Source organism: Pseudomonas sp. TMP9 (genome assembly GCF_037943105.1).
GTDB lineage: Bacteria > Pseudomonadota > Gammaproteobacteria > Pseudomonadales > Pseudomonadaceae > Aquipseudomonas.
Genome location: NZ_CP149803.1, coordinates 458,352 through 483,887 on the forward strand (window position 1 = coordinate 458,352; position 25,536 = coordinate 483,887).

22 protein-coding genes, 6 tRNA genes and 3 rRNA genes are annotated in these 25,536 nt (G+C 54.7%); 25 read left to right on the forward strand and 6 right to left on the reverse strand.

The window, feature by feature from the left end:
- The first annotated feature begins 26 nt into the window (after positions 1–26).
- Complete coding sequence (locus WF513_RS02160; protein ID WP_339081119.1) at positions 27–1,505, forward strand: AAA family ATPase; 1,479 nt, start codon at positions 27–29, stop codon at positions 1,503–1,505.
- A 3-nt stretch (positions 1,506–1,508) separates the two neighbouring features.
- On the opposite strand, the gene WF513_RS02165 is transcribed toward WF513_RS02160, so the two are convergent.
- The 4 genes from WF513_RS02165 to hemJ form a co-directional block, all read right to left on the reverse strand.
- Positions 1,509–2,300, reverse strand: coding sequence for an SDR family oxidoreductase (locus WF513_RS02165; protein ID WP_339081120.1), 792 nt, complete (start codon positions 2,298–2,300; stop codon positions 1,509–1,511).
- A gap of 51 nt (positions 2,301–2,351) precedes the next feature.
- Positions 2,352–3,296 carry a DUF805 domain-containing protein gene (locus WF513_RS02170; RefSeq protein WP_339081121.1) on the reverse strand — a complete coding sequence of 315 codons (945 nt, stop codon included), beginning with the start codon at positions 3,294–3,296 and terminating at the stop codon, positions 2,352–2,354.
- Between the two features lie 216 nt (positions 3,297–3,512).
- Positions 3,513–4,475, reverse strand: coding sequence for a nitronate monooxygenase family protein (locus WF513_RS02175; protein WP_339081122.1), 963 nt, complete (start codon positions 4,473–4,475; stop codon positions 3,513–3,515).
- Positions 4,476–4,500: 25 nt separating this feature from the next.
- On the reverse strand, positions 4,501–4,929 hold the full coding sequence (gene hemJ / locus WF513_RS02180) for a protoporphyrinogen oxidase HemJ (RefSeq protein ID WP_339081123.1): 429 nt from the start codon (positions 4,927–4,929) through the stop codon (positions 4,501–4,503).
- 145 nt (positions 4,930–5,074) lie between these two features.
- Here hemJ and argC point away from each other — a divergent pair, with 145 nt between their 5' ends.
- The 4 genes from argC (at position 5,075) to erpA (ending at position 7,687) form a co-directional block, all read left to right on the forward strand.
- Positions 5,075–6,109, forward strand: coding sequence for an N-acetyl-gamma-glutamyl-phosphate reductase (gene argC / locus WF513_RS02185; RefSeq protein WP_339081124.1), 1,035 nt, complete (start codon positions 5,075–5,077; stop codon positions 6,107–6,109).
- Positions 6,109–6,840, forward strand: coding sequence for a DUF6776 family protein (locus WF513_RS02190; protein WP_339081125.1), 732 nt, complete (start codon positions 6,109–6,111; stop codon positions 6,838–6,840). The genes argC and WF513_RS02190 overlap by 1 nt, the downstream gene beginning before the upstream one ends.
- Before the next feature lie 9 nt (positions 6,841–6,849).
- On the forward strand, positions 6,850–7,260 hold the full coding sequence (locus WF513_RS02195) for a polymer-forming cytoskeletal protein (protein WP_339081126.1): 411 nt from the start codon (positions 6,850–6,852) through the stop codon (positions 7,258–7,260).
- Positions 7,261–7,336: 76 nt separating this feature from the next.
- Complete coding sequence (erpA, locus tag WF513_RS02200) at positions 7,337–7,687, forward strand: iron-sulfur cluster insertion protein ErpA (RefSeq protein WP_339081127.1); 351 nt, start codon at positions 7,337–7,339, stop codon at positions 7,685–7,687.
- A 136-nt stretch (positions 7,688–7,823) separates the two neighbouring features.
- Here the strand turns inward: erpA and WF513_RS02205 are convergent, their stop codons facing one another.
- Entirely contained in the window at positions 7,824–8,915 is a 1,092-nt protein-coding gene (locus WF513_RS02205) for an anhydro-N-acetylmuramic acid kinase (RefSeq protein WP_339081128.1), read from the reverse strand.
- Between the two features lie 3 nt (positions 8,916–8,918).
- Positions 8,919–10,325 (reverse strand): peptidoglycan DD-metalloendopeptidase family protein, encoded by a 1,407-nt coding sequence (locus WF513_RS02210; RefSeq protein WP_339081129.1) that lies wholly within the window; start codon positions 10,323–10,325, stop codon positions 8,919–8,921.
- Between the two features lie 213 nt (positions 10,326–10,538).
- Here WF513_RS02210 and tyrS point away from each other — a divergent pair, with 213 nt between their 5' ends.
- The 20 genes from tyrS (at position 10,539) to rplL (ending at position 25,345) form a co-directional block, all read left to right on the forward strand.
- Positions 10,539–11,738: a tyrosine--tRNA ligase gene (gene tyrS, locus WF513_RS02215; RefSeq protein ID WP_339081130.1), complete on the forward strand. Its 1,200-nt coding sequence runs from the start codon at positions 10,539–10,541 to the stop codon at positions 11,736–11,738.
- 728 nt (positions 11,739–12,466) lie between these two features.
- Positions 12,467–14,003: ribosomal RNA gene (locus WF513_RS02220) — 16S ribosomal RNA — on the forward strand.
- Positions 14,004–14,068: 65 nt separating this feature from the next.
- Positions 14,069–14,145 (forward strand) — tRNA-Ile (locus tag WF513_RS02225).
- Between the two features lie 30 nt (positions 14,146–14,175).
- A tRNA-Ala gene (locus WF513_RS02230) sits at positions 14,176–14,251 on the forward strand.
- Between the two features lie 244 nt (positions 14,252–14,495).
- Positions 14,496–17,385 (forward strand): 23S ribosomal RNA (locus tag WF513_RS02235).
- A gap of 134 nt (positions 17,386–17,519) precedes the next feature.
- Positions 17,520–17,635: ribosomal RNA gene (gene rrf, locus WF513_RS02240) — 5S ribosomal RNA — on the forward strand.
- The 16S, 23S and 5S rRNA genes sit together here with 2 tRNA genes alongside, the layout of an rRNA operon.
- Positions 17,636–17,779: 144 nt before the next feature.
- Positions 17,780–18,745, forward strand: coding sequence for a bifunctional biotin--[acetyl-CoA-carboxylase] ligase/biotin operon repressor BirA (gene birA / locus WF513_RS02245; protein WP_339083373.1), 966 nt, complete (start codon positions 17,780–17,782; stop codon positions 18,743–18,745).
- Positions 18,735–19,478, forward strand: coding sequence for a pantothenate kinase (locus tag WF513_RS02250; RefSeq protein WP_339081131.1), 744 nt, complete (start codon positions 18,735–18,737; stop codon positions 19,476–19,478). The genes birA and WF513_RS02250 overlap by 11 nt, the downstream gene beginning before the upstream one ends.
- An 8-nt stretch (positions 19,479–19,486) precedes the next feature.
- Positions 19,487–20,158: an SPOR domain-containing protein gene (locus WF513_RS02255; RefSeq protein WP_339081132.1), complete on the forward strand. Its 672-nt coding sequence runs from the start codon at positions 19,487–19,489 to the stop codon at positions 20,156–20,158.
- A gap of 140 nt (positions 20,159–20,298) precedes the next feature.
- Positions 20,299–20,383 (forward strand) — tRNA-Tyr (locus tag WF513_RS02260).
- A gap of 24 nt (positions 20,384–20,407) precedes the next feature.
- Positions 20,408–20,481 (forward strand) — tRNA-Gly (locus WF513_RS02265).
- Between the two features lie 26 nt (positions 20,482–20,507).
- Positions 20,508–20,583: transfer RNA gene (locus WF513_RS02270), tRNA-Thr, on the forward strand.
- An 82-nt stretch (positions 20,584–20,665) separates the two neighbouring features.
- The gene (gene tuf / locus WF513_RS02275) at positions 20,666–21,859 is read left to right on the forward strand and encodes an elongation factor Tu (protein WP_339081133.1); all 1,194 of its coding nucleotides are present in this window, start codon (positions 20,666–20,668) and stop codon (positions 21,857–21,859) included.
- A 54-nt stretch (positions 21,860–21,913) separates the two neighbouring features.
- Positions 21,914–21,989: transfer RNA gene (locus WF513_RS02280), tRNA-Trp, on the forward strand.
- Positions 21,990–22,033: 44 nt separating this feature from the next.
- Positions 22,034–22,402, forward strand: coding sequence for a preprotein translocase subunit SecE (gene secE, locus WF513_RS02285; RefSeq protein WP_339081134.1), 369 nt, complete (start codon positions 22,034–22,036; stop codon positions 22,400–22,402).
- A 9-nt stretch (positions 22,403–22,411) separates the two neighbouring features.
- Complete coding sequence (gene nusG, locus WF513_RS02290; RefSeq protein ID WP_339081135.1) at positions 22,412–22,945, forward strand: transcription termination/antitermination protein NusG; 534 nt, start codon at positions 22,412–22,414, stop codon at positions 22,943–22,945.
- Positions 22,946–23,060: 115 nt separating this feature from the next.
- Positions 23,061–23,492: a 50S ribosomal protein L11 gene (rplK, locus tag WF513_RS02295; RefSeq protein WP_339081136.1), complete on the forward strand. Its 432-nt coding sequence runs from the start codon at positions 23,061–23,063 to the stop codon at positions 23,490–23,492.
- A complete protein-coding gene (rplA, locus tag WF513_RS02300; protein ID WP_339081137.1) occupies positions 23,492–24,187 on the forward strand; it encodes a 50S ribosomal protein L1 in 696 nt (231 codons plus the stop codon). Before rplK ends, rplA begins: the two co-directional genes overlap by 1 nt.
- 212 nt (positions 24,188–24,399) lie before the next feature.
- Positions 24,400–24,900, forward strand: coding sequence for a 50S ribosomal protein L10 (gene rplJ, locus WF513_RS02305; RefSeq protein ID WP_339081138.1), 501 nt, complete (start codon positions 24,400–24,402; stop codon positions 24,898–24,900).
- Positions 24,901–24,979: 79 nt separating this feature from the next.
- Positions 24,980–25,345: a 50S ribosomal protein L7/L12 gene (gene rplL, locus WF513_RS02310; protein WP_339081139.1), complete on the forward strand. Its 366-nt coding sequence runs from the start codon at positions 24,980–24,982 to the stop codon at positions 25,343–25,345.
- Positions 25,346–25,536 lie beyond the last annotated feature (191 nt).

A 25,536-nucleotide genomic window follows, 5' to 3' on the forward strand; every position in this document is an offset into this window, starting at 1 on the left:
TCGAGTTTAGTGGACAAGGAGTGCGGGTGAAAAACGATATTCATGATTTGGGTCTGGTGCTTGATTCCAAGACCAAGCTGGTGCTGATCGAATCGTGGGACGAGGCGCGGGTGCTGGAAACGCTGACCAGCCTGGCTGTGCGCCGGGGTTTGGGCTTGCAGGTGTGGTCGGTGACCGAGGGTTTGCAGCGCTTGGGTTTCTCCTCGCAGGAACCGATTGACAGCGCTACGTTAGAGCCAGAAGCCGCACTGCGTCTGATCAAAGCTGACCCGCAGCCGACCCTGTATGTCATGTGCGACCTGCATCCATTTCTGGCGGACAACCCCAGGCTGGTGCGCCTGCTCAAAGAAATCGCCATGAGTGAGCTGCCCAGCAAGCCGACGCTGGTGCTGGTTTCCCACGCCTGCCTGCTGCCCCCGGAAGTGCAGCGTTATGCCTCGCGTTTCAGCTTGTCGTTGCCGTCTGAGGAAGCCCTGCTGGCCATTGTCCGCGATGAGGCTGCAGGCTGGAGCGCGCGTAATCGCAATGCGCGGGTGCGCACCGACAACCGCACCTTGCAGCAGGTGGTGAAGAATCTACGTGGCCTCAGTCATGCCGAAGCGCGGGCGCTGGCGCGCAATGTGATCTGTGATGACGGCGCGATCACGCAGGAAGACCTGCCGGAGCTGAACAAAACCAAGTTCAAACTACTCGACCTCGATGGCGTGCTGAGCTTCGAGTACGACACCGCCCGCTTTGCTGAAGTCGGCGGGCTGAGCAACCTCAAACGCTGGCTGGCGGAGCGGCAAAGCATCTTCCTTGAGGGTAAAGGCGTTGATTTGCCCAAGGGTGTGCTGCTGGTGGGCGTGCAAGGTGGCGGCAAGAGTTTGGCTGCCAAAGCCATTGCCGGGCTGTGGGGGCTGCCCCTGCTGCGCCTGGACTTTGCCTGCTTGTACAACAAATTCTTCGGTGAAACCGAACGCAACTTGCGTGAAGCGTTAAAGCTGGCTGAACAGATGGCGCCTTGCGTGCTATGGATGGATGAGATCGAAAAAGGCTTGGCCAGCGGCGACCATGACGGTGGAGTCAGCCAGCGCGTTCTGGGTACTCTGTTAACGTGGATGGCCGAGCGCAAAGCCCCGGTATTCATGGTGGCCACCGCCAACGTCATTTCGCGCTTGCCGCCTGAGTTGGTGCGTAAGGGCCGTTTTGATGAGCTGTTCTTCGTCGACCTGCCGGATGCATCGGTGCGCGCTGAAATTTTCCGCATTCATCTGCAGCGGCGTGAACTGCAACCGGCAGGGTTCGATTTGTTGCAACTGGCGGCTGCGTGTGAGGGCTTCTCCGGCGCGGAGATTGAGCAGGTGGTGGTCAGTGCCCTGTATGCCGCGCAAGCCCAACAGCAGCCGGTTAATCAACTGATGTTGCTGCAAAGCATTGAGGGCACAGCGCCGTTGTCGGTGGTAATGGCTGAAGACTTGTCCGCCTTGCGTGCTTGGGCCGAGGGTCGCACTGTTAATGCGTAATGACTAAACAGGCTTACCGAAGTGGCGATTCAGCCGCGCGCTGATTCGCCGTACCAACCAGCGCGGTGCCAGACGCGGGCAAAAGGCGAGCAAGCGATTACGCCAACCGGGGATGATGATCGCGCGGTTTTTCGCCAAGGCCCTGACGGTAATGAGTGCCACTTCCTCGGCGCTCATCATCAGTTTGCTGCCTTGCAGGGCGTTTACGTCCATATTTGCACGGCGGAAAAAGCCACTGCGGGTTGGCCCTGGACACAGCACTGAAACACCGACGCCATAGGCTTTAAGTTCTTCGCGCAGGCCTTCGGAGAAATGCAACACGTACGCTTTGCTCGCGTAGTAATTGCTCATGCCGGGGCCGGGTTGGAAACCGGCAACGGAGGCGACGTTAAGGATCTGCCCACTGCCTTGGCCAGCCATAACCGTGCCAATGGCGTGACAAAGGCGGGCAAGCGCCAGCACATTCAGTTCGATCAGCTGTCGTTCGCAAGCCCAGTCCTGGGTCACGTATGCACCTGCGGTGCCGATGCCGGCGTTGTTCACCAGCAGGTCGATATGCAGGGCGCTTTCCTCCAGCTCATGCAGCAGGCCGCTGAGGCGCAGCGGTTGGCTGAGGTCGCAGGCACGGAACAACACCTCCACTGAGAAACGCTGAGTCAGCTCGCACGCGATGCTTTCCAGTGCGTCGCGTTGGCGAGCCACCAAAATCAGATTACGACCACGCCGGGCGAGGGCCTCAGCCAGGGCCAGGCCAATACCACTGGAGGCGCCGGTGATCAGCGCGTAACGGCTCATAGATTCTCCGTGATAGGCCTCAGGTAACCTGTTGCGTGTGTGCTGTTAGCGCTAGGAGCCAGCGTCGGCGAAGCCCATATAAGCAGGCAGTGCAATGGCGGCAATAATGCCAAGTACGATCATCGCAACCCACAGCAGGGCGAGGATTTTCACCGCGCCGCTATTGGCCGGTGGCGGCGAACCAAAGCGGTTAGCTTCGGTGCTGCCGGGGATGATAAACATCAGCAGCGAGAACACCCCGCCGACAATCGGCACCAAGGTCACCAGCAGTAGCCAGCCCGTCCAGCCGATGTCATGCAGGCGCTGTACCCCGAACATGATGCCGACCACGGCCACGGCAATACCGACCACCACCATCAGTAAGCCGCCGAGAATCTCTGACACGGCGAAGAAGCCGGCGGCAATTCCAAATAACGGCAAGCAGGCCAGCATCAACACCATCGTCCAGGCCAGGTAGCGCAAACGGCCGATTCGCCCGTCTGTGGTGAAGGGTTTCAGCTCGCCAAATTCAGGCAGGGTTTCGGCCACCGCTGCTTTAGGTGTGGCGTAGGGGCTGGCTGCAGCACTAACCATGTTTGGCGCACTCTCGGCGAGCATGGCCTGGCGGGCGATAAATTTATCGATAACAATGCCGCAAGCTGAGCACTCAATGGCTTTGGCTTGGTGGTGACTGCACTTTGGGCAGGTCATTTGGGTGTCGCTGACTGGCGCGCTGCCTTCTTCTCGGTGGTCATCGGTTGCCACCAAGCTCAAGCTGGCTGCCAGGTCATGCTCTTTACGCACGTTGGCGCCGGCATTTTGCAGGGCCTTGAGGTACTGATCGGCCTCGTTTTCACTGAGGTCACGCTTAATATCGACAGGGCCGCCGCTAAACAACGAATTGATTCGGGTTTGGTCGCTCTTGAACAGGCGCGCGAGGTTTTCTTTGGCCGTGTCCAGGCTGATGTCAGGCATCAACTCGCCATTGAATACAATCTTGAAGCGGGCTTGGGTCATGTCGGCGTCCTTGTCGGTGCCTGAGTGGAAGTGCGCTAGAGACTAGCTGCCCGGCAGGGCAGTAAACAAGCTGCCTGGTTGGCAAATGTGTGTTTGCTTACGCGCTTGAGTATCTAACAGGCACACAAGCCGGTGAATTAAGCCGTTTGTGTGGCCGTAATTTAGCAACTTAGCCATTACGGCTAATCTGCGTCGAGTAAGCACGGCTGTGGAGTATCAGCGCGCCCAGCGCTGCTGCACGCTATGAGTGTATGTGAGGGCCGCGCGGTATTCGTGGTCGAGGCGGGCAATCAATTGGCTAACGCTGGGCAGGTCTTGAATAGTGCCGACCCCTTGGCCAGCCGACCACACGGTCTTCCAGGCTTTAGCCTCTTCATCCAGGGGTTTAAGTTTCTCGCCGTAGTTGATCTCGCCTTTGTTCTGCAGCTGTTTAAGGTCGTAACCGGCCAGCTCCAAACTCTGACGCATAAAACTTGCCGGAACGCCGGAGACCGCTGGGGTGTGAATGATATCGGCGGCTTTAGCGTCGAGAATCATCTGCTTGTAGGCAGCTGAAGCGGCGTTTTCTTGGGTGGCGATCAGGCGGGTGCCCAGGTAGGCGAGATCGGCACCAAGCAGTTGGGCGGCCAGCACTTCGTGCCCCTGATTCAGGCAGCCGGCCAGCAGCAGCGTTTTATCGAAGAACTGGCGGATCTCGGCAATCAGTGCGAAGGGGCTCAATGTCCCCGCGTGCCCACCCGCCCCGGCGGCTACTGCGATCAAACCATCGACGCCGGCTTCGGCCGCTTTTTCGGCATGCCGGCGCGTGGTGACATCGTGGAACACTAAGCCGCCATAGCTGTGTACGGCATCCACTACGTCCTTCACCGCGCCGAGGCTGGTGATGATGATGGGCACTTGCTGTTCGACGCAGATCGCCAAGTCCGCCTGCAGGCGTGGGTTGCTCGCATGCACGATTAGGTTGACGGCATAAGGCGCTGCATCAGTGTTCAAGCCTGCTTTGATTTCCTCCAACCATGCCTTAAAGGCGCTGCTCTCGCGCTGGTTTAGAGCGGGGAAACTGCCAACAATGCCGTTGTTGCAGCAGGCCAGCACCAGTTCTGGGTTGGACACCAGAAACATCGGAGCGGCGACAATGGGCAGACGTAGGCGTTGTTCGAGCAATGCAGGCAGGGACATACGGCGATCCTTTTGTTTAAGCGGGTTAGAAGGGGCGAACCACAACCAAGATGACGATGCCGAGCAACGCCAGCACAGGCGCTTCATTGAACCAGCGGTAGAACACATGGCCGCGTTGGTTTTCGCCACGAGCAAAGGCTTTGAGCTGAGCGCCACACATAAACTGGTAGACCACCAACAGCGCGACCAAGCTCAGCTTGGCGTGCATCCAGCCCTGGCTGAAGTAGTAGCTGGCATTGAGGCTGATCAACCATAGGCCCAGACCGATGGTTGCAATCATTGAAGGCCACATAATCCCGCGATAGAGCTTGCGCTCCATGATGCAGAAACGCTCATGGCTGGCTTCGTCGGTGCTCATGGCGTGGTAGACGAACAGGCGCGGCAGGTAAAAAAGGCCGGCGAACCAACAGACCATGGCGATAATGTGCAGGGCTTTGAGCCATAGATAGAGCATTGTCCAACCTCATGCAGGAAAGTGCCCCGATAGTAGTGGGCATGGCCTGCCCCGTCATCACTGGCGGCGTTCAAGTGTTGGCCCGTGGCCGAAGCGGCCGTATCATCGGCAGCTTTCCATTGCTGGTATTACAAAGGGGCAAATGATGATCAAGGTCGGAATCGTCGGCGGCACGGGGTATACCGGTGTCGAGTTGTTGCGTTTATTGGCGCAGCACCCACACGCGCAGGTCGAGGTCATTACCTCGCGTTCTGAAGCAGGTATGCGTGTCGACGAGATGTACCCGAACCTTCGCGGCCATTACGACAGCCTGGCGTTTAGCGTGCCGGACGTCACCACCTTGGGCGCGTGTGATGTGGTCTTCTTCGCCACCCCGCACGGCGTGGCGCATGCCCTGGCGGGTGAGTTACTGGCGGCTGGGACTAAGGTGATCGACCTGTCAGCTGACTTTCGCCTGCAAGATGCTGATGAGTGGGCCAAGTGGTACGGCCAGCCACATGGCGCGCCGGACTTACTGCCTGAGGCGGTTTACGGCCTGCCTGAGGTGAACCGTGAGGCGATCAAGCACGCGCGTCTGATTGCCGTGCCGGGTTGCTATCCCACGGCCGCGCAGCTGGCGTTGATTCCGCTGCTGGAAGCTGGCCTTGCCGACACCTCGCAAATTATTGCCGACTGCAAGTCTGGGGTCAGCGGCGCAGGCCGTGGTGCCAGTGTTGCTTCGCTGTTTAGCGAGGCGGGCGAGAGCATGAAAGCCTATGGCGTTAAAGGCCACCGGCACCTGCCGGAAATTCGTCAGGGCCTGCGCCGGGCAGCGGGCAAGGATGTTGGCTTAACCTTCGTGCCGCACCTGACGCCAATGATTCGTGGTATTCATGCCACGCTCTACGCCACCGTGGTTGATCGTTCGGTAGACTTGCAGGCGCTCTTCGAGGCGCGTTATGCCAATGAACCCTTCGTCGACGTGATGCCCGCGGGCAGTCATCCGGAAACTCGCAGCGTGCGTGGCGCTAACATGTGCCGTATTGCCGTGCATCGGCCACAAGATGGTGATCTGGTAGTGGTGCTCTCGGTGATCGACAACTTGGTCAAGGGTGCGTCCGGCCAGGCAGTGCAAAACATGAACATCCTCTTTGACCTCGATGAGCGGCTGGGCCTTTCCCACGCAGCCATGTTGCCCTGATGGCTGGCTGGGAAGTTCGCCCAAGCGATCCTGGACGTGACCGCCGCCGCCGTTTGCTCAGCGTGTTGCTGGTGATGTGCATTCCGCTGGCATTTTACGCGGGCAGCTTGTGGCAGCAGCGCACGCAGCCCGTATCTGTCGCGGGGCAATCTGTCGCAGCACAGCGGAATGTGCAGTTGCTGCGCGAAGTCGAAGAGTTAAATCAGCGCGTGGCCGTACTCAGCAGTGCGGAAAAAGTCAGCCAGCAAGCCAACGAGCAGAGCCGCTTGAGCATTAAGTTGCTGGAAGAGCAGATCTACACACAGCAGCAGGATCTGGCGTCCTACAAAGGCGTGCTGGCGCCGGACAGTCGTCGCGAGGGGTTGCGCATCAAGACCTTTGAGCTGCAGGCCACGGAGAGGCCTGAGCACTTCCGCTATAAGATACTCCTTAGCCGTGTGGGTAAAAGTGAGAAGCCGCTAGAGGGCCACTTGCAAGTCTTAATCGCCGGTAAGCAGGCCGGGCAAGATGTCACGCTTGAACTGGCGGCGCTTACCGCGGGCTTGCCGGATGCCCTGGCTGAGCAGTCGGTTGCTTTCGCCTTCAAGCACTTTCAAGCCATTCCTGAAGCCGGGCGATTTGCAGAGTTGACGTTGCCTGAGGGCTTTGTCCCGCGTGAAATCAAGGTGCGTGCCGAAGTGCAGGGTGATAAACCCTTGCTGCGCACATTTAAATGGAACCAAGAGGAGTGACTATTCCCTATGTGGAATAAAGACAAGTCGCGCAACGACGGGCAGCGTTTCGCCGGTAAGACCAGCCTGATCGCAGTAGGGGCTGAGCTGCACGGTGATCTGCGTTTTCAAGGTGCAGTGCAGGTAGATGGAAAGGTCATCGGTAATTTAGTGGCCAGTGAGGGCATGGTGCGCGTCAGCGCGCAGGGGCAGGTTGAAGGTGAAATTCGCGCGCCGCACGTCGTCATTGATGGTGAAGTGATCGGCGATGTGCACGCCAGCGGTCACCTAGAGCTGGGTGTGCGAGCGCGGGTACGCGGCAATCTGTATTACGCACTGATGGAAATGGCCATGGGGGCGCAGATCGAGGGCCGGCTCTGCCGCTTGCAAGATGAGGCGCGGCCGTTGGAATTGCCACAGCCCTTGGACGCTGCGCAATAGTTGACCGCTTTACTAGGACAAGCGGATAATGACAAACACAATGCAGCATGGCGCTTAGCGCCGGGAGTTAATCAGCATGAGCGTCGAAACCTTCATCCCGAGTGCTATGCAATTTACGCAGGGCGCAGCGAACAAGGTGAAGAGCCTGGTCGATGAAGAGGGCAATTCACGCCTCAAGTTGCGTGTGTTTGTGACGGGAGGCGGCTGTTCCGGCTTCCAGTACGGCTTTACCTTCGATGAAGACACCTCTGAAGATGACACCATCATCGAGCGTGAAGGTGTGAGCCTGGTGGTCGATCCGATGAGTTTTCAGTACTTGGCAGGCGCCGAGGTTGATTATCAAGAAGGTCTAGAAGGCTCGCGATTTGTCATCAACAACCCTAACGCCACTACAACCTGCGGCTGCGGCTCTTCGTTCTCGATCTAACGCCTATACCGTTGTAACGACGCCGTGCCTTGTGTACGGCGTTTTTGCATGTGAGCTTAAATTTCTTAACGTTCAGCGCAGCACCGTCTGGCAACCCGCGTGAGCGCTCGCCCTGAACTGTTATGAATAACGCTTTTTAAGCAGGGTAAATTGCGCCCAGAACGCGAAGTCCTTTTGCGCCAGTGACGCTCGGCCGGTTGGTGGGTATACCTTCCAAGCAGCAGTGTGCCAGCCAAGCAAAGGCCATCGCTTCGACCCAGTCGGCCGGCACGCCGTGTTCATCAGTTGGGCTCACCTGGCTATTAGGCAGCAGTTGCGCCAGGCGGCGCATTAGGGTGCTGTTGTGCGCGCCGCCACCACACACCAGTAGCATTTCAGTGTTCTGCTGCGCGGCGTTAAGTGCTTGGGTAATGCTCAGCGCGGTCAACTCCAGCAGGGTTGCCTGCACATCAGCGGCAGCGATTGCTGGCTGGTTTTGCAGGTGCTGATCCAGCCAGGCGACGTTGAACAGTTCGCGACCCGTGCTCTTCGGGCCTTGGGTCTGGAAGTAGGGATCACTCATCAGCCGTTGCAGAAGTTGCGTTTGCACACAGCCACTGGCGGCCCATTGACCGTCTTGGTCATATGCCAAGCCTTGGTGGCGATGAATCCAGGCATCCAGCAGCACATTGCCTGGTCCACAATCAAAACCATGCACCCCCTGCTCTGGTGCGAGCAGACTGAGGTTGCTGAACCCGCCAATGTTGAGCACCGCGCAGACACTCGTTGGGCTTGCAAACAATGCATCATGGAACGCTGGAACCAGTGGCGCACCTTGGCCACCGGCGGCAACATCGCGGCGGCGAAAGTCGCTAACGACACTGATGTTGGTCAGTTCGGCGAGCAGCGCGGGATTGCCGATCTGAATGCTGAAACCGCGTGCAGGTTCATGGCGCACGGTCTGGCCATGGCTGCCAATGGCGCGAACGTTATCAGCCATAATGCCGTGCTGCGTCAGTAAATCGTTGATGCCCAGGGCCGCTAGCGCGACCCACTCTTGTTCGATAACCGCCGCACGCGCCAGCTCATCCGGGCCGGGCGCACACAGGCTAAGCAGGCTGCGACGCAAGCCGTCAGGCATGGGTAGATAAAGCGTGCCGAGCAGGCGGGTAGTGTCTGTTTGCTCGATTAGCGCGATGTCCAGTCCGTCTAGGCTGGTGCCGGACATCACGCCGCAGTAGAGGGGCATGATTTAACGCGGGTTGTTGAGGGCAAGCATGGTTGATTTTTCTTTGTCCATTTGTGCCATTAGCGGTTTGCTCAACTGCATAAAGCGGGCTTTTTCGCTTCTGGCGATTGGGTCGGCCATTGGCAGCTTCTGGCTCAAAGGGTCAACGTGTACGCCGTTAACTTGGAACTCATAGTGCAGGTGAGGCCCCGTGGACAGCCCCGTGGTGCCAATGTAGCCGATGATCTGGCCTTGCTTGACGTTGCTGCCGCTGCGGATGCCTTTGGCAAAGCCATTCATGTGGGCGTACAGGGTCCGGTAACGCTGGCCGTGCTGGATGATCACTGCATTGCCATAGCCGCCGTGGCGGCCGGCTAGAGTGATGCGGCCATCGCCAGCGGCCTTGATCGGCGTACCGCGCGGGGCGGCATAGTCGACGCCTTTGTGTGCGCGAATTTTGTTCAGGACCGGGTGGCGGCGACCTGTGGAAAAACGTGAGCTGATGCGAGCGAAGTCCACCGGGGTACGAATAAACGCTTTACGCATGCTCTCGCCAGTGGCGCTGTAATAGCTGCTGTTGCCTTGTTTGTTGGTGTAACGCACGGCGGTGTAAGTCTTACCGCGGTTGGTGAAGCGCGCCGACAGGATGTTACCGGTGCCGACTTGTTTACCGTTAACGACCTTTTTCTCGTAGATCAGCTCAAATTCGTCACCTTCACGAATATCCATCGCGAAGTCGATGTCGTAGCCAAATACGTTGGCTAAATCCATGGTCAAGTTGTGCGACAAACCCGCTCGTTTGGCTGAAAGGAACAGTGAGCTGTTGATAACGCCGTGGCTGTAGGTGGTCTGAACTTCAGGTTTGACCAGTTCACGTTTGAACGTAAAGCCTTTCTCGCTCTTTGCCAGAGCAATACTTTCTAGATCGCTAAGCTTGCTATGCAGGCTTTCAAGCTGGCCGTCTGCGCTTAGCTTGAACTCAAGCACCTGACCTACCTTCAAGCGTGATAACTGTTTGGCTTCTTTGCTGCTGTTGAGTGCGGCGTGCAAAGTTGTTGCGCCCAGACCAACCTTGGCGAAAACCGTGGACAGCGTATCGCCATTTTGCACGCTAATAATGTGCTGTAGCGGATCGGCCGGCAGTGACTCTTCAGGTTGCGCGGCCTTCAGGTCATCATCAGCCTGTGTATCGGCTGCAACTGAATTGGTAAAGGGCGATTCGGGCATCTCTAACGAGGCTGGTTGCGCCTCATCCTGCAGCTCTGAGTACGCTGACCCATTGTCTAGCTCAAGGTCGATGAAGGTTTTCTTAGCTTCTACTTCGCGGGTGGGGAATACCAGTAAGGTCAGGCTGAGCAGTGCGGCGACGCCACTGGCAGCGAGAATATGGCTTTTTGGGTACAGGGGCGGCGCTTTAGTTGTAGAGGTCATAGGCTGCTTTTTTGATTTTAAAATGAAAAGAAATAGATAAACAAAATGATGAATACGCACTAACTGTATAAAATATAACCAAATGACCTGCTAGGCAACCCCGGTTGCTGCGAGGATGTCTTCACTCACGCTGCTGGGTGGGCAAACCTTGTGATTTGTCAGTGTTCTTGTATGGTTGGTTCCCTATTAACTGGAGTGGTTGTGAGTCCTGTCATGAAGTCTGTCGAAGAGCAGTTGGCGTTGATCAAGCGCGGCGCGGAAGAGGTGTTGGTTGAGGCTGAGCTGATTGAGAAACTTAAGCGTGGTCAGCCGCTGCGCATCAAGGCGGGCTTTGACCCGACAGCGCCAGATCTTCACCTTGGCCACACGGTGCTTATTAACAAGCTGCGCCAGTTTCAGGACTTAGGCCATCAGGTGATTTTTCTGATTGGCGACTTCACTGGGATGATTGGTGACCCCAGTGGCAAGAGCGCTACACGTCCGCCGTTGACTCGAGAGCAGGTGCTAGAGAACGCGGAGACCTATAAGACGCAGGTGTTCAAAATTCTCGACCCAGCTAAAACCGAGGTCGCCTTCAACTCCACGTGGATGGACAAAATGGGGCCGGCGGATTTTATTCGCCTGACCTCGCAGCACACCGTGGCGCGTATGCTTGAGCGCGACGACTTCAGTAAGCGCTATGCCACCCAGCAGCCGATTGCCATCCACGAGTTTCTCTATCCGCTCGTGCAGGGCTATGACTCGGTTGCCTTGCAGGCAGATGTCGAGCTGGGTGGTACCGATCAGAAGTTCAACTTGTTGATGGGTCGCGAGTTGCAGCGCGCCTATGGGCAGCCGTCACAGTGCGTCGTCACCATGCCATTGCTGGAAGGGCTGGATGGCGTAAAGAAGATGTCTAAGTCCCTAGGCAACTATATAGGTATTCAAGAAGCGCCTGGCGTCATGTACAGCAAGCTGGTCTCCATGCCCGATGCGCTGATGTGGCGCTACTTTGAGCTTCTCAGTTTTCGCACGATGGAGGAGATCGATCGGTTCAAGCGTGAGGTTGAACAAGGTGCCAATCCGCGTGATATCAAGATCAAGCTGGCCGAGGAGATCGTTGCGCGGTTCCATGGCGAAGAGGCTGCGCTCAGTGCCCATCGCTCGGCGGGCAACCGAATGAAGGAAGGCGAGCTGCCTGATGATCTGCCAGAGATCGAGGTGTTGTCTGCTGAGGACATGCCAATAGCTGCTCTGCTAAATAAGGCCGGCCTGGTGAAGAACGCTGCGATGGCGCGTGATCTGCTGGGTTCGGGCGGTGTGCGTATAGATGGCGAGGTGGTGGATCGCACCTTTATATACAAGTTGGGTTCAATTCACGTATGCCAAGCAGGTAAGAAGGCATTCGCGCGCATCACCCTATCACTAGGATGATGCCCTGGAGGCCGTCTCTACTATAGGCAAGCTGCTCAAAGGCACACTGCTAATGGTGCATGCCTGGTTAGACAAAGCCGTTGAAGCGTCAGCTTCAACGGCTTTGTCGTTTCTGCAGGCGACGCGCAATAAGGGGTGATAGCAGCGTCCTGCGCAAGAGATTGAAGCAAAAGTGCAACAATCGATTGACCTTCTGGGCGCTGCCCCTATAATTCGCGCTCTCAAGGCATATGCAGCTGCTTAAATCTCTTATAAATCAATAAGTTAGTTTAAGATAACGGTTGCAAAGCAGCGAAAGCTGCGTAGAATGCGCATCACTGCAAGGGTGGTTGTTTAGCCCGACCAGTGCTTCGGTCAAGTGGATCGAAAGCGGTAAAAGAGGCGGTTGACAGCGGGTTTAAACGCTGTATTATTCGCCTCCCGCTGACGAGAAGCTTAAGGCTGAACGAAGGCGCAAGTGGTTGAAGTAGAAAAGAAATTTTCAAACTTCAAATAGAAAAACCACTTGACGGAAGATGAGGCTGCTGTAGAATGCGCGCCTCGGTTGAGACGAAAGAATCAACCACCCGCTCTTTAACAACTGAATCAAGCAATTCGTGTGGGTGCTTGTGAGGTAAGACTGCTAGTCGCAAGATTATCAGCATCACAAGTTACTCCGCGAGAAATCAAAGATGTAACCAACGATTGCTGAGCTAAGTTTAGGGTTTTCTCAAAACCCAAGCAGTATTGAACTGAAGAGTTTGATCATGGCTCAGATTGAACGCTGGCGGCAGGCCTAACACATGCAAGTCGAGCGGTAGAGAGAAGCTTGCTTCTCTTGAGAGCGGCGGACGGGTGAGTAATGCCTAGGAATCTGCCTAGTGGTGGGGGATAACGTTCGGAAACGGACGCTAATACCGCATACGTCCTACGGGAGAAAGCGGGGGACCTTCGGGCCTCGCGCCATTAGATGAGCCTAGGTCGGATTAGCTAGTTGGTGGGGTAAAGGCTCACCAAGGCGACGATCCGTAACTGGTCTGAGAGGATGATCAGTCACACTGGAACTGAGACACGGTCCAGACTCCTACGGGAGGCAGCAGTGGGGAATATTGGACAATGGGCGAAAGCCTGATCCAGCCATGCCGCGTGTGTGAAGAAGGTCTTCGGATTGTAAAGCACTTTAAGTTGGGAGGAAGGGTAGTAACTTAATACGTTGCTACTTTGACGTTACCGACAGAATAAGCACCGGCTAACTTCGTGCCAGCAGCCGCGGTAATACGAAGGGTGCAAGCGTTAATCGGAATTACTGGGCGTAAAGCGCGCGTAGGTGGTTCAGTAAGTTGGAAGTGAAATCCCCGGGCTCAACCTGGGAACTGCTTTCAAAACTGCTGAGCTAGAGTACGGTAGAGGGTGGTGGAATTTCCTGTGTAGCGGTGAAATGCGTAGATATAGGAAGGAACACCAGTGGCGAAGGCGACCACCTGGACTGGTACTGACACTGAGGTGCGAAAGCGTGGGGAGCAAACAGGATTAGATACCCTGGTAGTCCACGCCGTAAACGATGTCAACTAGCCGTTGGGAGTCTTGAACTCTTAGTGGCGCAGCTAACGCATTAAGTTGACCGCCTGGGGAGTACGGCCGCAAGGTTAAAACTCAAATGAATTGACGGGGGCCCGCACAAGCGGTGGAGCATGTGGTTTAATTCGAAGCAACGCGAAGAACCTTACCTGGCCTTGACATGCTGAGAACTTTCTAGAGATAGATTGGTGCCTTCGGGAACTCAGACACAGGTGCTGCATGGCTGTCGTCAGCTCGTGTCGTGAGATGTTGGGTTAAGTCCCGTAACGAGCGCAACCCTTGTCCTTAGTTACCAGCACGTAATGGTGGGAACTCTAAGGAGACTGCCGGTGACAAACCGGAGGAAGGTGGGGATGACGTCAAGTCATCATGGCCCTTACGGCCAGGGCTACACACGTGCTACAATGGTCGGTACAAAGGGTTGCCAAGCCGCGAGGTGGAGCTAATCCCATAAAACCGATCGTAGTCCGGATCGCAGTCTGCAACTCGACTGCGTGAAGTCGGAATCGCTAGTAATCGTGAATCAGAATGTCACGGTGAATACGTTCCCGGGCCTTGTACACACCGCCCGTCACACCATGGGAGTGGGTTGCACCAGAAGTAGCTAGTCTAACCTTCGGGGGGACGGTTACCACGGTGTGATTCATGACTGGGGTGAAGTCGTAACAAGGTAGCCGTAGGGGAACCTGCGGCTGGATCACCTCCTTAATCGAAGACTTCAGCTTCTTCATAAGTTCCCACACGAATTGCTTGATTCATTGAAAAAGACGATTGGGTCTGTAGCTCAGTTGGTTAGAGCGCACCCCTGATAAGGGTGAGGTCGGCAGTTCGAATCTGCCCAGACCCACCAATTGTTGTGGGTTTGGCCTTGTACGAATATGGGGCCATAGCTCAGCTGGGAGAGCGCCTGCCTTGCACGCAGGAGGTCAGCGGTTCGATCCCGCTTGGCTCCACCATATACAGCACCGTAAGAGTTCAGAAATGAACGTTCCTGCAAAAAGCAGATGAATGTTGATTTCTGGTCTTTGACCAGTAAGAAAATCGTTCTTTAAAAATTTGGGTATGTGATAGAAGTGACTGATTGATTACTTTCACTGGTAATTAATTTGGTCAAGGTAAAATTTGTAGTTCTCAATTGCAAATTTTCGGCGAATGTCGTCTTCACGTTAGAGGCAATAACCAGATTGCTTGGGGTTATATGGTCAAGTGAAGAAGCGCATACGGTGGATGCCTTGGCAGTCAGAGGCGATGAAAGACGTTGTAGCCTGCGATAAGCTCCGGGGAGTCGGCAAACAGACTTTGATCCGGAGATCTCTGAATGGGGGAACCCAGCCAGCATAAGCTGGTTATTACACACTGAATACATAGGTGTGTAAGGCGAACCAGGGGAACTGAAACATCTAAGTACCCTGAGGAATAGAAATCAACCGAGATTCCCTTAGTAGTGGCGAGCGAACGGGGACTAGCCCTTAAGTTGATTTGAGAATAGTGGAAGGCTCTGGAAAGTGCCGCCGTAGTGGGTGATAGCCCCGTACACGAAATTCTCTTATCAATGAAATCGAGTAGGACGGAGCACGAGAAACTTTGTCTGAATATGGGGGGACCATCCTCCAAGGCTAAATACTACTGACTGACCGATAGTGAACTAGTACCGTGAGGGAAAGGCGAAAAGAACCCCGGAGAGGGGAGTGAAATAGATCCTGAAACCGTATGCGTACAAGCAGTGGGAGCCCACTTTGTTGGGTGACTGCGTACCTTTTGTATAATGGGTCAGCGACTTATATTCAGTGGCGAGCTTAACCGAATAGGGGAGGCGTAGCGAAAGCGAGTCTTAATAGGGCGACAGTCGCTGGGTATAGACCCGAAACCGGGCGATCTATCCATGGGCAGGTTGAAGGTTGGGTAACACTAACTGGAGGACCGAACCGACTACCGTTGAAAAGTTAGCGGATGACCTGTGGATCGGAGTGAAAGGCTAATCAAGCTCGGAGATAGCTGGTTCTCCTCGAAAGCTATTTAGGTAGCGCCTCGTGTATCACTGTTGGGGGTAGAGCACTGTTTCGGCTAGGGGATCATCCCGATTTACCAAACCGATGCAAACTCCGAATACCAACAAGTGTCAGCACGGGAGACACACGGCGGGTGCTAACGTCCGTCGTGAAAAGGGAAACAACCCAGACCGTCAGCTAAGGTCCCAAAGTTATGGTTAAGTGGGAAACGATGTGGGAAGGCTTAGACAGCTAGGAGGTTGGCTTAGAAGCAGCCACCCTTTAAAGAAAGCGTAATAGCTCACTAGTCGAGTCGGCCTGCGCGGAAGATTTAACGGGGCTCAAACCATACACCGAAGCTACGGGTTCATCTTAGGATGAGCGGTAGAGGAGCGTTCTGTAAGCCTGTGAAGGTGAGTTGAGAAGCTTGCTGGAGGTATCAGAAGTGCGAATGCTGACATGAGTAACGACAATGGGAGTGAAAAACTCCCACGCCGAAAGACCAAGGTTTCCTGCGCAACGTTAATCGACGCAGGGTGAGTCGGCCCCTAAGGTGAGGCAGAAATGCGTAATCGATGGGAAACGGGTTAATATTCCCGTACTTCTAATTACTGCGATGGAGGGACGGAGAAGGCTAGGCCAGCACGGCGTTGGTTGTCCGTGTTTAAGGTGGTAGGCTGATTTCTTAGGTAAATCCGGGAGATCAAGGCCGAGAACTGATGACGAGTTATCTTTTAGATGACGAAGTGGTTGATGCCATGCTTCCAGGAAAAGCTTCTAAGCTTCAGGTAATTAGGAACCGTACCCCAAACCGACACAGGTGGTTAGGTAGAGAATACCAAGGCGCTTGAGAGAACTCGGGTGAAGGAACTAGGCAAAATGGCACCGTAACTTCGGGAGAAGGTGCGCCGGTGAGGGTGAAGCATTTACTGCGTAAGCCCATGCCGGTCGAAGATACCAGGCCGCTGCGACTGTTTATTAAAAACACAGCACTCTGCAAACACGAAAGTGGACGTATAGGGTGTGACGCCTGCCCGGTGCCGGAAGGTTAATTGATGGGGTTAGCTAACGCGAAGCTCTTGATCGAAGCCCCGGTAAACGGCGGCCGTAACTATAACGGTCCTAAGGTAGCGAAATTCCTTGTCGGGTAAGTTCCGACCTGCACGAATGGCGTAACGATGGCGGCGCTGTCTCCACCCGAGACTCAGTGAAATTGAAATCGCTGTGAAGATGCAGTGTATCCGCGGCTAGACGGAAAGACCCCGTGAACCTTTACTATAGCTTTGCACTGGACTTTGAGTTTGCTTGTGTAGGATAGGTGGGAGGCTTTGAAGCGTGGACGCCAGTTCGCGTGGAGCCAACCTTGAAATACCACCCTGGCAACCTTGAGGTTCTAACTCTGGTCCGTTATCCGGATCGAGGACAGTGTATGGTGGGTAGTTTGACTGGGGCGGTCTCCTCCTAAAGAGTAACGGAGGAGTACGAAGGTGCGCTCAGACCGGTCGGAAATCGGTCGTAGAGTATAAAGGCAAAAGCGCGCTTGACTGCGAGACAGACACGTCGAGCAGGTACGAAAGTAGGTCTTAGTGATCCGGTGGTTCTGTATGGAAGGGCCATCGCTCAACGGATAAAAGGTACTCCGGGGATAACAGGCTGATACCGCCCAAGAGTTCATATCGACGGCGGTGTTTGGCACCTCGATGTCGGCTCATCACATCCTGGGGCTGAAGCCGGTCCCAAGGGTATGGCTGTTCGCCATTTAAAGTGGTACGCGAGCTGGGTTTAGAACGTCGTGAGACAGTTCGGTCCCTATCTGCCGTGGACGTTTGAGATTTGAGAGGGGCTGCTCCTAGTACGAGAGGACCGGAGTGGACGAACCTCTGGTGTTCCGGTTGTCACGCCAGTGGCATTGCCGGGTAGCTATGTTCGGAAAAGATAACCGCTGAAAGCATCTAAGCGGGAAACTTGCCTCGAGATGAGATCTCACTGGAACCTTGAGTTCCCTAAAGGGCCGTCGAAGACTACGACGTTGATAGGTTGGGTGTGTAAGCGCTGTGAGGCGTTGAGCTAACCAATACTAATTGCCCGTGAGGCTTGACCATATAACACCCAAACAATTTGATGTTTGCGTGTCTCTATGAAGACTGCAACAGCCGAAAATTTGCACAACTACAAACCAAAGACATCACATACCTAATTCGGAGCAGCGTCTAACGACGGTACTCCAGCTGAATCGCTTGACGACCATAGAGCATTGGAACCACCTGATCCCATCCCGAACTCAGTAGTGAAACGATGCATCGCCGATGGTAGTGTGGGGTTTCCCCATGTGAGAGTAGGTCATCGTCAAGCACCTATACCAAAACCCCCGATCAGGAAACTGGTCGGGGGTTTTACTTTGCGCAGCCGAAAACAAACCGTACACATGTGAGCCTTTGATAGGCAACTAAACAGGGCATCGTTATCATGCGTGCCTTATTGCGTGGCGGGGCTCACATGCTTGCATTGTTAAGGCTTCTTCAGGACGGGGAGTTTCATTCGGGCGAGGCGCTCGGCGCTGCGCTGGGCGTTAGTCGTGCGGCGGTATGGAAGCAGCTACAGGCTCTTGAGGCGGAGCTGTCGTTGCCGTTGCACAAGGTTCGCGGGCGCGGCTACCAGTTGTCGACGCCACTGCAGTTGCTAGATGCTGATTGGCTGAATGCTAAATCGAGAGCGCCACAATGGCATGCTTGCGTTCTGCCGAGTGTGGACTCGACCAATGCAGAGGCCTTGCGGCTGTTGCCGGAGGCGCAATCTCTACCGTACTACGTGCTTGCTGAGCGGCAAACGAGTGGGCGTGGCCGGCGAGGACGTAGCTGGGTAAGCCCTTTCGGCGAGAATCTGTATTACAGCCTAGTTGTTCGAGTCGAAGGTGGTATGCGCCAGCTTGAGGGTATGAGTCTGTCTGTCGGCTTGGCTCTGCTGCAAGTTATACGCGGCTTTGGCGTGACTGAGGCTGGATTGAAGTGGCCCAATGATGTGCTGGTGGGTGAACGCAAGCTTGCGGGGGTTCTATTAGAGCTTTCGGGTGATCCGGCTGATGTTTGCAATGTGGTTATCGGCATTGGTTTGAATGTGAACATGATTGTGGCCGAGACCGGAGCTATCGGTCAGCCATGGACTTCGATGCGCGCTGAGTTGGGCCGTTTATTGAATCGTAACGAGCTTGTTGCGGAGCTAAACCAGCAGTTGTCGCGCTATCTGGATATACAGCTGCGTGAGGGTTTCGCCGTTTTGCGTGATGAGTGGCAGGCTTGTCACCTTTGGCAAGGCAGATCCGTTGCGCTAACGGCTGGCGGCGAGCCCATCGAGGGTGAGGTTTTGGGGGTGGATCATTGTGGCGCCATTCGTCTTCGTATTAATGAGCTTGAGCGAAGCTTTAGTGGTGGCGAGCTTAGTCTGAGGTTGCGTGATGATTCTTGAGCTCGACTGCGGTAATACCTTCATCAAGTGGCGTTTGCTCGGTGTTAGCGCGGCTGCAACAGTGGGTGGTGTCGTTGACTCAGATCACGCACTTATAGAGGTCATTCGAGAGCAAGGTGTGAAGTTGCGTGCCTGTCGCTTGGTCAGTGTGCGCAGTGACGAAGAGACGTCGCAGTTGATCTCGCTGCTTGAGCGGGTATTTACTGTCGCGTGTCATGTTGCCTGTCCTGCCGTTTCATTGGCGGGTGTGCGCAACGGCTATGAGCAATACGAGCGTATTGGGCTTGATCGCTGGCTGGCGGTTGTTGGGGCTTATCAGTTATCGCGCAAGGCGGCGCTGATTATTGACCTTGGCACTGCGGTGACTTCAGATTTTGTGGGTGCAGATGGCGGGCATCTAGGCGGGTTTATCTGCCCCGGTGTGCCGCTGATGCGCACGCAGTTGCGAACCCATACTCGGCGAACGCGCTATGACAGTGATGAGGAGGCCAAAGCATTAGAGAATTTGGTGCCGGGGCGCGCAACTGCCGAGGCAGTTGAGCGTGGATGCTTGTTGATGCTGCGCGGATTTGTCGACGGTCAGTACGCGATGGCGGCTGAGTTGCTGGGCGATGATGTTGAGGTTTTTCTAACCGGTGGTGATGCACTGCTGGTAATGGATGTTATTCCGGGTGCTCGGGTTGTGCCTGATCTGGTGTTTATTGGCTTGGCGATCGCTTGCCCTATTAATTGAGGTCTTGCATGCGCTGGATGTTCTTGTGGTTAGTTGTGCTGAATTTGTTTTATTACGTATGGCATCAGCAGCAGGCACCTCTGCGGGTTACTGAAATTGCCCCCTTAACTATGGCGCAAGACAGTAAGCGAGATATCCGGCTGCTCAGTGAATCCAGCGCGCCGCCTAAAAGGGAAGCTGCTGAAGTTCAGCCTATAGAGGCTGTGTGTCTGTTTCTCGGCAGCTTTGAATTGATGGCGAATGCCGCTGCGCTCGAGCAGCGGCTACTGAGTCTGGATATTCAGTCACGCGTGCAGAGTATGGACGCAGCGGCCGGGGTTGATTACTGGGTCTACTTGCCGCCACTGGCCTCCAGGCAGGCGTCCCTGCGTCAGTTGCGTGAGCTACAAGCACGTAAGATTAATAGTTACATCATTACCCAAGGTGACTTAGCGAATGGTGTATCCCTAGGGATATTTCCGCGCAGCGATTCAGCGCAGAGTGTAATGCAGCGTTTGCGTGATGCGGGCTATGAACCCTCGCTTCGGGAGTTGACACGTGCTCATCGCAGTTTTTGGGTGCGGATCTCGCCGCAAAGTCGACGGCTGGCCGATGATGCCTTGCTGGAGCGTTTAGCTTTAGACTTCAAGGGATTAGAACAGCAATTAATGCCGTGTGAAGGGGTTGCAAGCACACAATAGAATGCATAGAATGGCGCCCGCTTCGCAGAGTGGCGCTTACAAAGGCTCTGTGGGGTTGCTGTCAATGAAGCTAACCTCAGGTTTTTAATGAGAAATTGCTTGACAGTAGGTCGGCTTAGAATGAATATGCCGCCCCGTTTGGAGGGATTCCCGAGTGGCCAAAGGGATCAGACTGTAAATCTGACGTCATCGACTTCGAAGGTTCGAATCCTTCTCCCTCCACCAAATTTAGCAAGTGCTGCAAATCAAGCGGGTATAGTTTAGTGGCAGAACCTCAGCCTTCCAAGCTGATGATGCGGGTTCGATTCCCGCTACCCGCTCCAGTTTTGTAGTTCTTGCATTATGTTTGGCTCATGTAGCTCAGTTGGTAGAGCACACCCTTGGTAAGGGTGAGGTCAGCGGTTCGAGTCCGCTCATGAGCTCCATTTAATAAAGGCAGATATGCAAGTATCTGCCTTTGTTTTATGGCGGTGTTACTGAGTTAATTCTTCTCTGGAGGCAGTCAAAATGGCTAAAGAAAAGTTCGAGCGTAGCAAGCCCCACGTAAACGTTGGCACCATTGGTCACGTTGACCACGGCAAAACCACGCTGACTGCTGCTCTGACTCGCGTCTGCTCCGAGGTGTTCGGTAGCGCCGTTGTTGCTTTCGACAAGATCGACAGCGCACCGGAAGAGAAGGCTCGTGGTATTACCATCAACACTGCGCACGTTGAGTACAACTCTGCCATTCGTCACTACGCTCACGTTGACTGCCCAGGTCACGCTGACTATGTGAAGAACATGATCACCGGTGCTGCGCAGATGGATGGCGCAATCCTGGTTTGTTCGGCTGCCGATGGTCCGATGCCGCAGACCCGTGAGCACATCCTGTTGTCCCGTCAGGTTGGCGTTCCGTACATCGTTGTCTTCCTGAACAAGGCTGACATGGTTGACGACGCTGAGCTGTTGGAGCTGGTTGAAATGGAAGTGCGTGACCTGCTCAGCACTTACGATTTCCCGGGCGACGACACGCCGATAATCATTGGCTCGGCGCTGATGGCGTTGAACGGTCAAGACGACAACGAAATGGGTACCACTGCCGTTCGTAAGCTCGTTGAAACCCTGGACACCTACATTCCAGATCCAGTTCGCGCGATCGACAAGCCGTTCCTGATGCCAATCGAAGACGTATTTTCGATCTCCGGTCGTGGCACTGTGGTAACTGGCCGTATTGAGCGTGGCATCATCAAAATCCAGGAAGAACTGGAAATTGTTGGTCTGCGTGACACTGTCAAGACCACGTGTACTGGTGTTGAAATGTTCCGTAAGCTGCTCGACGAAGGTCGTGCGGGTGAGAACTGCGGCGTGCTGCTGCGCGGCACCAAGCGTGACGACGTAGAGCGTGGCCAGGTTCTGGTTAAGCCGGGTTCGGTTAAGCCGCACACTACGTTCACTGCAGAAGTGTACGTGTTGAGCAAAGAAGAAGGCGGTCGTCATACGCCGTTCTTCAAAGGCTACCGTCCTCAGTTCTACTTCCGTACAACTGACGTAACCGGTAACTGCGAACTGCCGGAAGGCGTTGAGATGGTGATGCCAGGTGACAACATTCAGATGACTGTCACACTGATCAAGACCATCGCAATGGAAGAAGGCCTGCGTTTCGCTATTCGTGAAGGCGGTCGTACCGTCGGCGCCGGTGTCGTAGCCAAGATCATCGCGTAAACGATTGATCCGTTTAGATCAGGCCGGCATAATGGTCGGCCAGATTAAGTTTTTAGGTCAGTAGCTCAATTGGCAGAGCGACGGTCTCCAAAACCGTAGGTTGGGGGTTCGATTCCCTCCTGACCTGCCATTTTCTCTAGAATTTGGCGCGTCTTCATACAGGATACTAAGTAGATGAATGTAAAGGCTGAAGCCAAAGAATCACGCTTCGATCTAGCTAAGTGGCTACTGGTTGGCGCCTTAGTAATCGTTGGTGTGGTTGGTAATCAGTATTTCTCTGCTGAGCCTATTTTGTATCGTGTTCTAGCCTTGCTGGTTGTAGCAGCATTGGCTGCCGTAATTGGCTTGCAAACAACCAAGGGCAGAGCTTTTTGGGTGCTGGCTAAAGAAGCGCGCGTTGAAATTCGTAAGGTCGTTTGGCCAACTCGTCAGGAAACCACGCAGACAACATTGATTGTTGTGGCTGTTGTTCTGGTTATGGCGCTGTTGTTGTGGGGTTTAGATTCCCTGCTTGGTTGGCTTGTTTCGTTGATTGTCGGTTAAAGGTGTCCCGTGGCTAAGCGTTGGTACGTTGTGCATGCTTACTCGGGTTACGAGAAGCATGTTATGCGCTCGTTAGTCGAGCGTATAAAGTTCGCCGGTATGGAAGATGTATTCGGTGAAATACTTGTCCCTACCGAAGAAGTGGTAGAGATGCGTAATGGTCAAAAGCGTAAGAGCGAGCGCAAGTTTTTTCCTGGCTATGTATTAGTCCAGATGGAAATGAGCGAAGGCACTTGGCACTTGATCAAGAGCACTCCTCGGGTTTTGGGTTTCATCGGTGGTACTGCGGATAAGCCTGCGCCAATTACCGAAAAAGAAGCCGATGCTATTCTGCGTCGTGTTGCCGATAGCGGTGACAAGCCGAAACCTAAAACACTGTTTGAGCCAGGCGAGATGGTCCGTGTTACTGATGGTCCGTTCGTTGATTTCAGTGGTGTTGTTGAGGAAGTTAATTACGAAAAGAGCCGCATCCAAGTAGCTGTGACAATTTTTGGTCGCTCTACGCCGGTCGAGCTCGAGTTCAGCCAGGTCGAAAAAGCCTAGCTGAAATAAGCATCCCCTACCTCGCAGCCTCGGGTTGCGGGGTTTTTTCGTCACTGGGATAATTAGGTAATAACTGGGGAGCCGAAAGGCGCTAGAACCCAAAATGGAGTAGCTCATGGCTAAGAAAATTACGGCTTACATCAAGCTGCAAGTAAAGGCTGCACAAGCCAACCCGTCGCCACCTGTCGGTCCGGCTTTGGGTCAGCATGGCGTGAATATCATGGAGTTCTGCAAGGCGTTTAACGCCCGGACCCAGGGTATGGAGCCTGGTCTGCCGACGCCAGTGATCATCACTGTATACAGCGACCGTAGTTTCACCTTCGAAACCAAAAGCACCCCGGCTTCGGTTTTGCTGAAGAAAGCAGCTGGCTTAACCAGCGGTTCGGCACGCCCGAACACCGTCAAGGTTGGTACCGTTACCCGTGCTCAGCTGGAAGAGATTGCGAAAACCAAAAACGCTGATCTGACTGCCGCTGATATGGATGCCGCTGTGCGTACTATCGCCGGCTCCGCTCGTAGCATGGGCCTCAACGTGGAGGGTGTGTAATGGCTAAGTTGACTAAGCGTCAAAAGGCAATGGCTGAGAAAATTGAAGCTGGCAAGGCTTACAATTTTGTTGAGGCTGCTGCTCTGCTGGCTGAGCTGTCGGTTGTTAAGTTTTCTGAATCTGTTGATATCGCCGTTAACCTTGGCGTTGACCCGCGCAAATCTGACCAAGTTGTACGTGGCGCTACTGTGCTGCCGAATGGCTCGGGCAAAAGCGTTCGCGTCGCTGTGTTCACCCAAGGTCCTGCAGCTGAAGCTGCTCTGGCTGCCGGTGCTGATCGCGTAGGTATGGATGATCTGGCTGCCGAAATGAAAGCCGGTGACCTTAACTATGACGTGGTGATTGCATCCCCAGATGCAATGCGCGTCGTTGGCCAATTGGGTCAAGTGCTCGGTCCACGTGGCCTGATGCCTAACCCAAAAGTCGGTACCGTTACCCCTGACGTTGCTACTGCTGTTAAGAACGCCAAGGCTGGTCAAGTGCGTTTCCGTACTGATAAGAACGGCATCATTCATGGCTCCGTGGGTAAGGTTGGCTTTGACGCTGAGAAGCTCAAGCAGAACGTTGAAGCGCTGATTTCTGACCTTAAGCGTCTGAAGCCATCGACTTCGAAAGGCATCTACGTTAAGCGCATCACTCTCAGCACCACTATGGGCCCAGGTCTGATTATCGATCAGGGTTCGCTGGACGCGTAATTCAGAAGTGGCGTAAGCAATTGCGCCGTTTCGATACTTTGGGGTCCCTGCCTGGCGGGGGCTATCCAAGACCGTAGGTGGTGCAAGCCTTAAAACTGGAGAGCAATCTTCAGCTGCCTACGCAGATGGTGCTCCCGGTTCTTACCGAATCAGACACCAAAACGACATCCACCTTAGGGCGGATGAAACGGTAACAAGCAGGAGTTAGACCCGTGGCAATTAAACTCGAAGACAAGAAAGCCATCGTCGCTGAAGTCAACGAGGCTGCCAAAGGCGCCCTGTCCGCTGTTGTGGTTGATGCCCGCGGTGTGACTGTAAGCGCTATGACCGGACTCCGTAAAGAGGCCCGCGAAGCTGGTGTATACGTACGCGTTGTACGTAATAGCCTGCTCAAGCGCGCTGTTGAAGGCACTGATTACGCGGTGCTCAACGACGTGTTCAAAGGCCCGACCCTGATTGCATTCTCCACTGACCATCCGGGCGCTGCTGCTCGTATTTTCAAAGAGTTTGCCAAGGGTCAGGATAAGTTCGAGATCAAGGCAGCTGCGTTTGAGGGCAAGTTCCTCGCAGCAAACGAGATCGACGTGTTGGCTTCGCTGCCGACTCGCGACGAAGCCATTGCGAAGCTGATGAGCGTGATTCAAGGCGCTACCAGCAAGCTGGCTCGTACTCTGGCGGCCATTCGCGACCAGAAAGAAGCTACTGCTGCCTAAGGCGGCGTAAATTCTCTCAAAATCATATGTTTAATTTGATGGCTGCGTAGGCTGTCACCCCAATACAGGATTTAAAGTCATGTCTCTGACTAACGAGCAAATCATCGAAGCAATCGGCCAGAAAACTGTTCTGGAAGTTGTAGAGCTGATCAAAGCAATGGAAGAAACTTTCGGCGTTACCGCTGCTGTTGCTTCTGCTGGCCCAGCTGCTGCCGCTGCTGTTGTTGAAGAGCAAACCGAATTCAACGTGATGTTGCTTGAAACCGGCGAAAAGAAAGTAAACGTGATCAAGGCTGTACGTGAGCTGACTGGCCTGGGCTTGAAAGAAGCCAAGGCTGTGGTTGACGGCGCTCCTGCCATGGTTCTGGAAGCTGTTTCGAAAGACGCAGCTGACAAGGCTAAGGCCACGCTGGAAGAAGCTGGCGCTAAAGTCGAGCTCAAGTAAGCGACGACCTTGCGTCTACAGCCCAAGCGTTAAGCGAAAGGCTGATGGCTGGTGGCTTTTGCCACCGGCCTTTTTCCGTTCTAGGTCGGCTCATCGTTGGCAGACCTCGGACGTGAAATACCCGCCCAAAGTGGCGGCGCAAACTTAGGGTTTGCAAGAGTTTCTGGCAACTTCCGTCGGGAGGAGCCAAA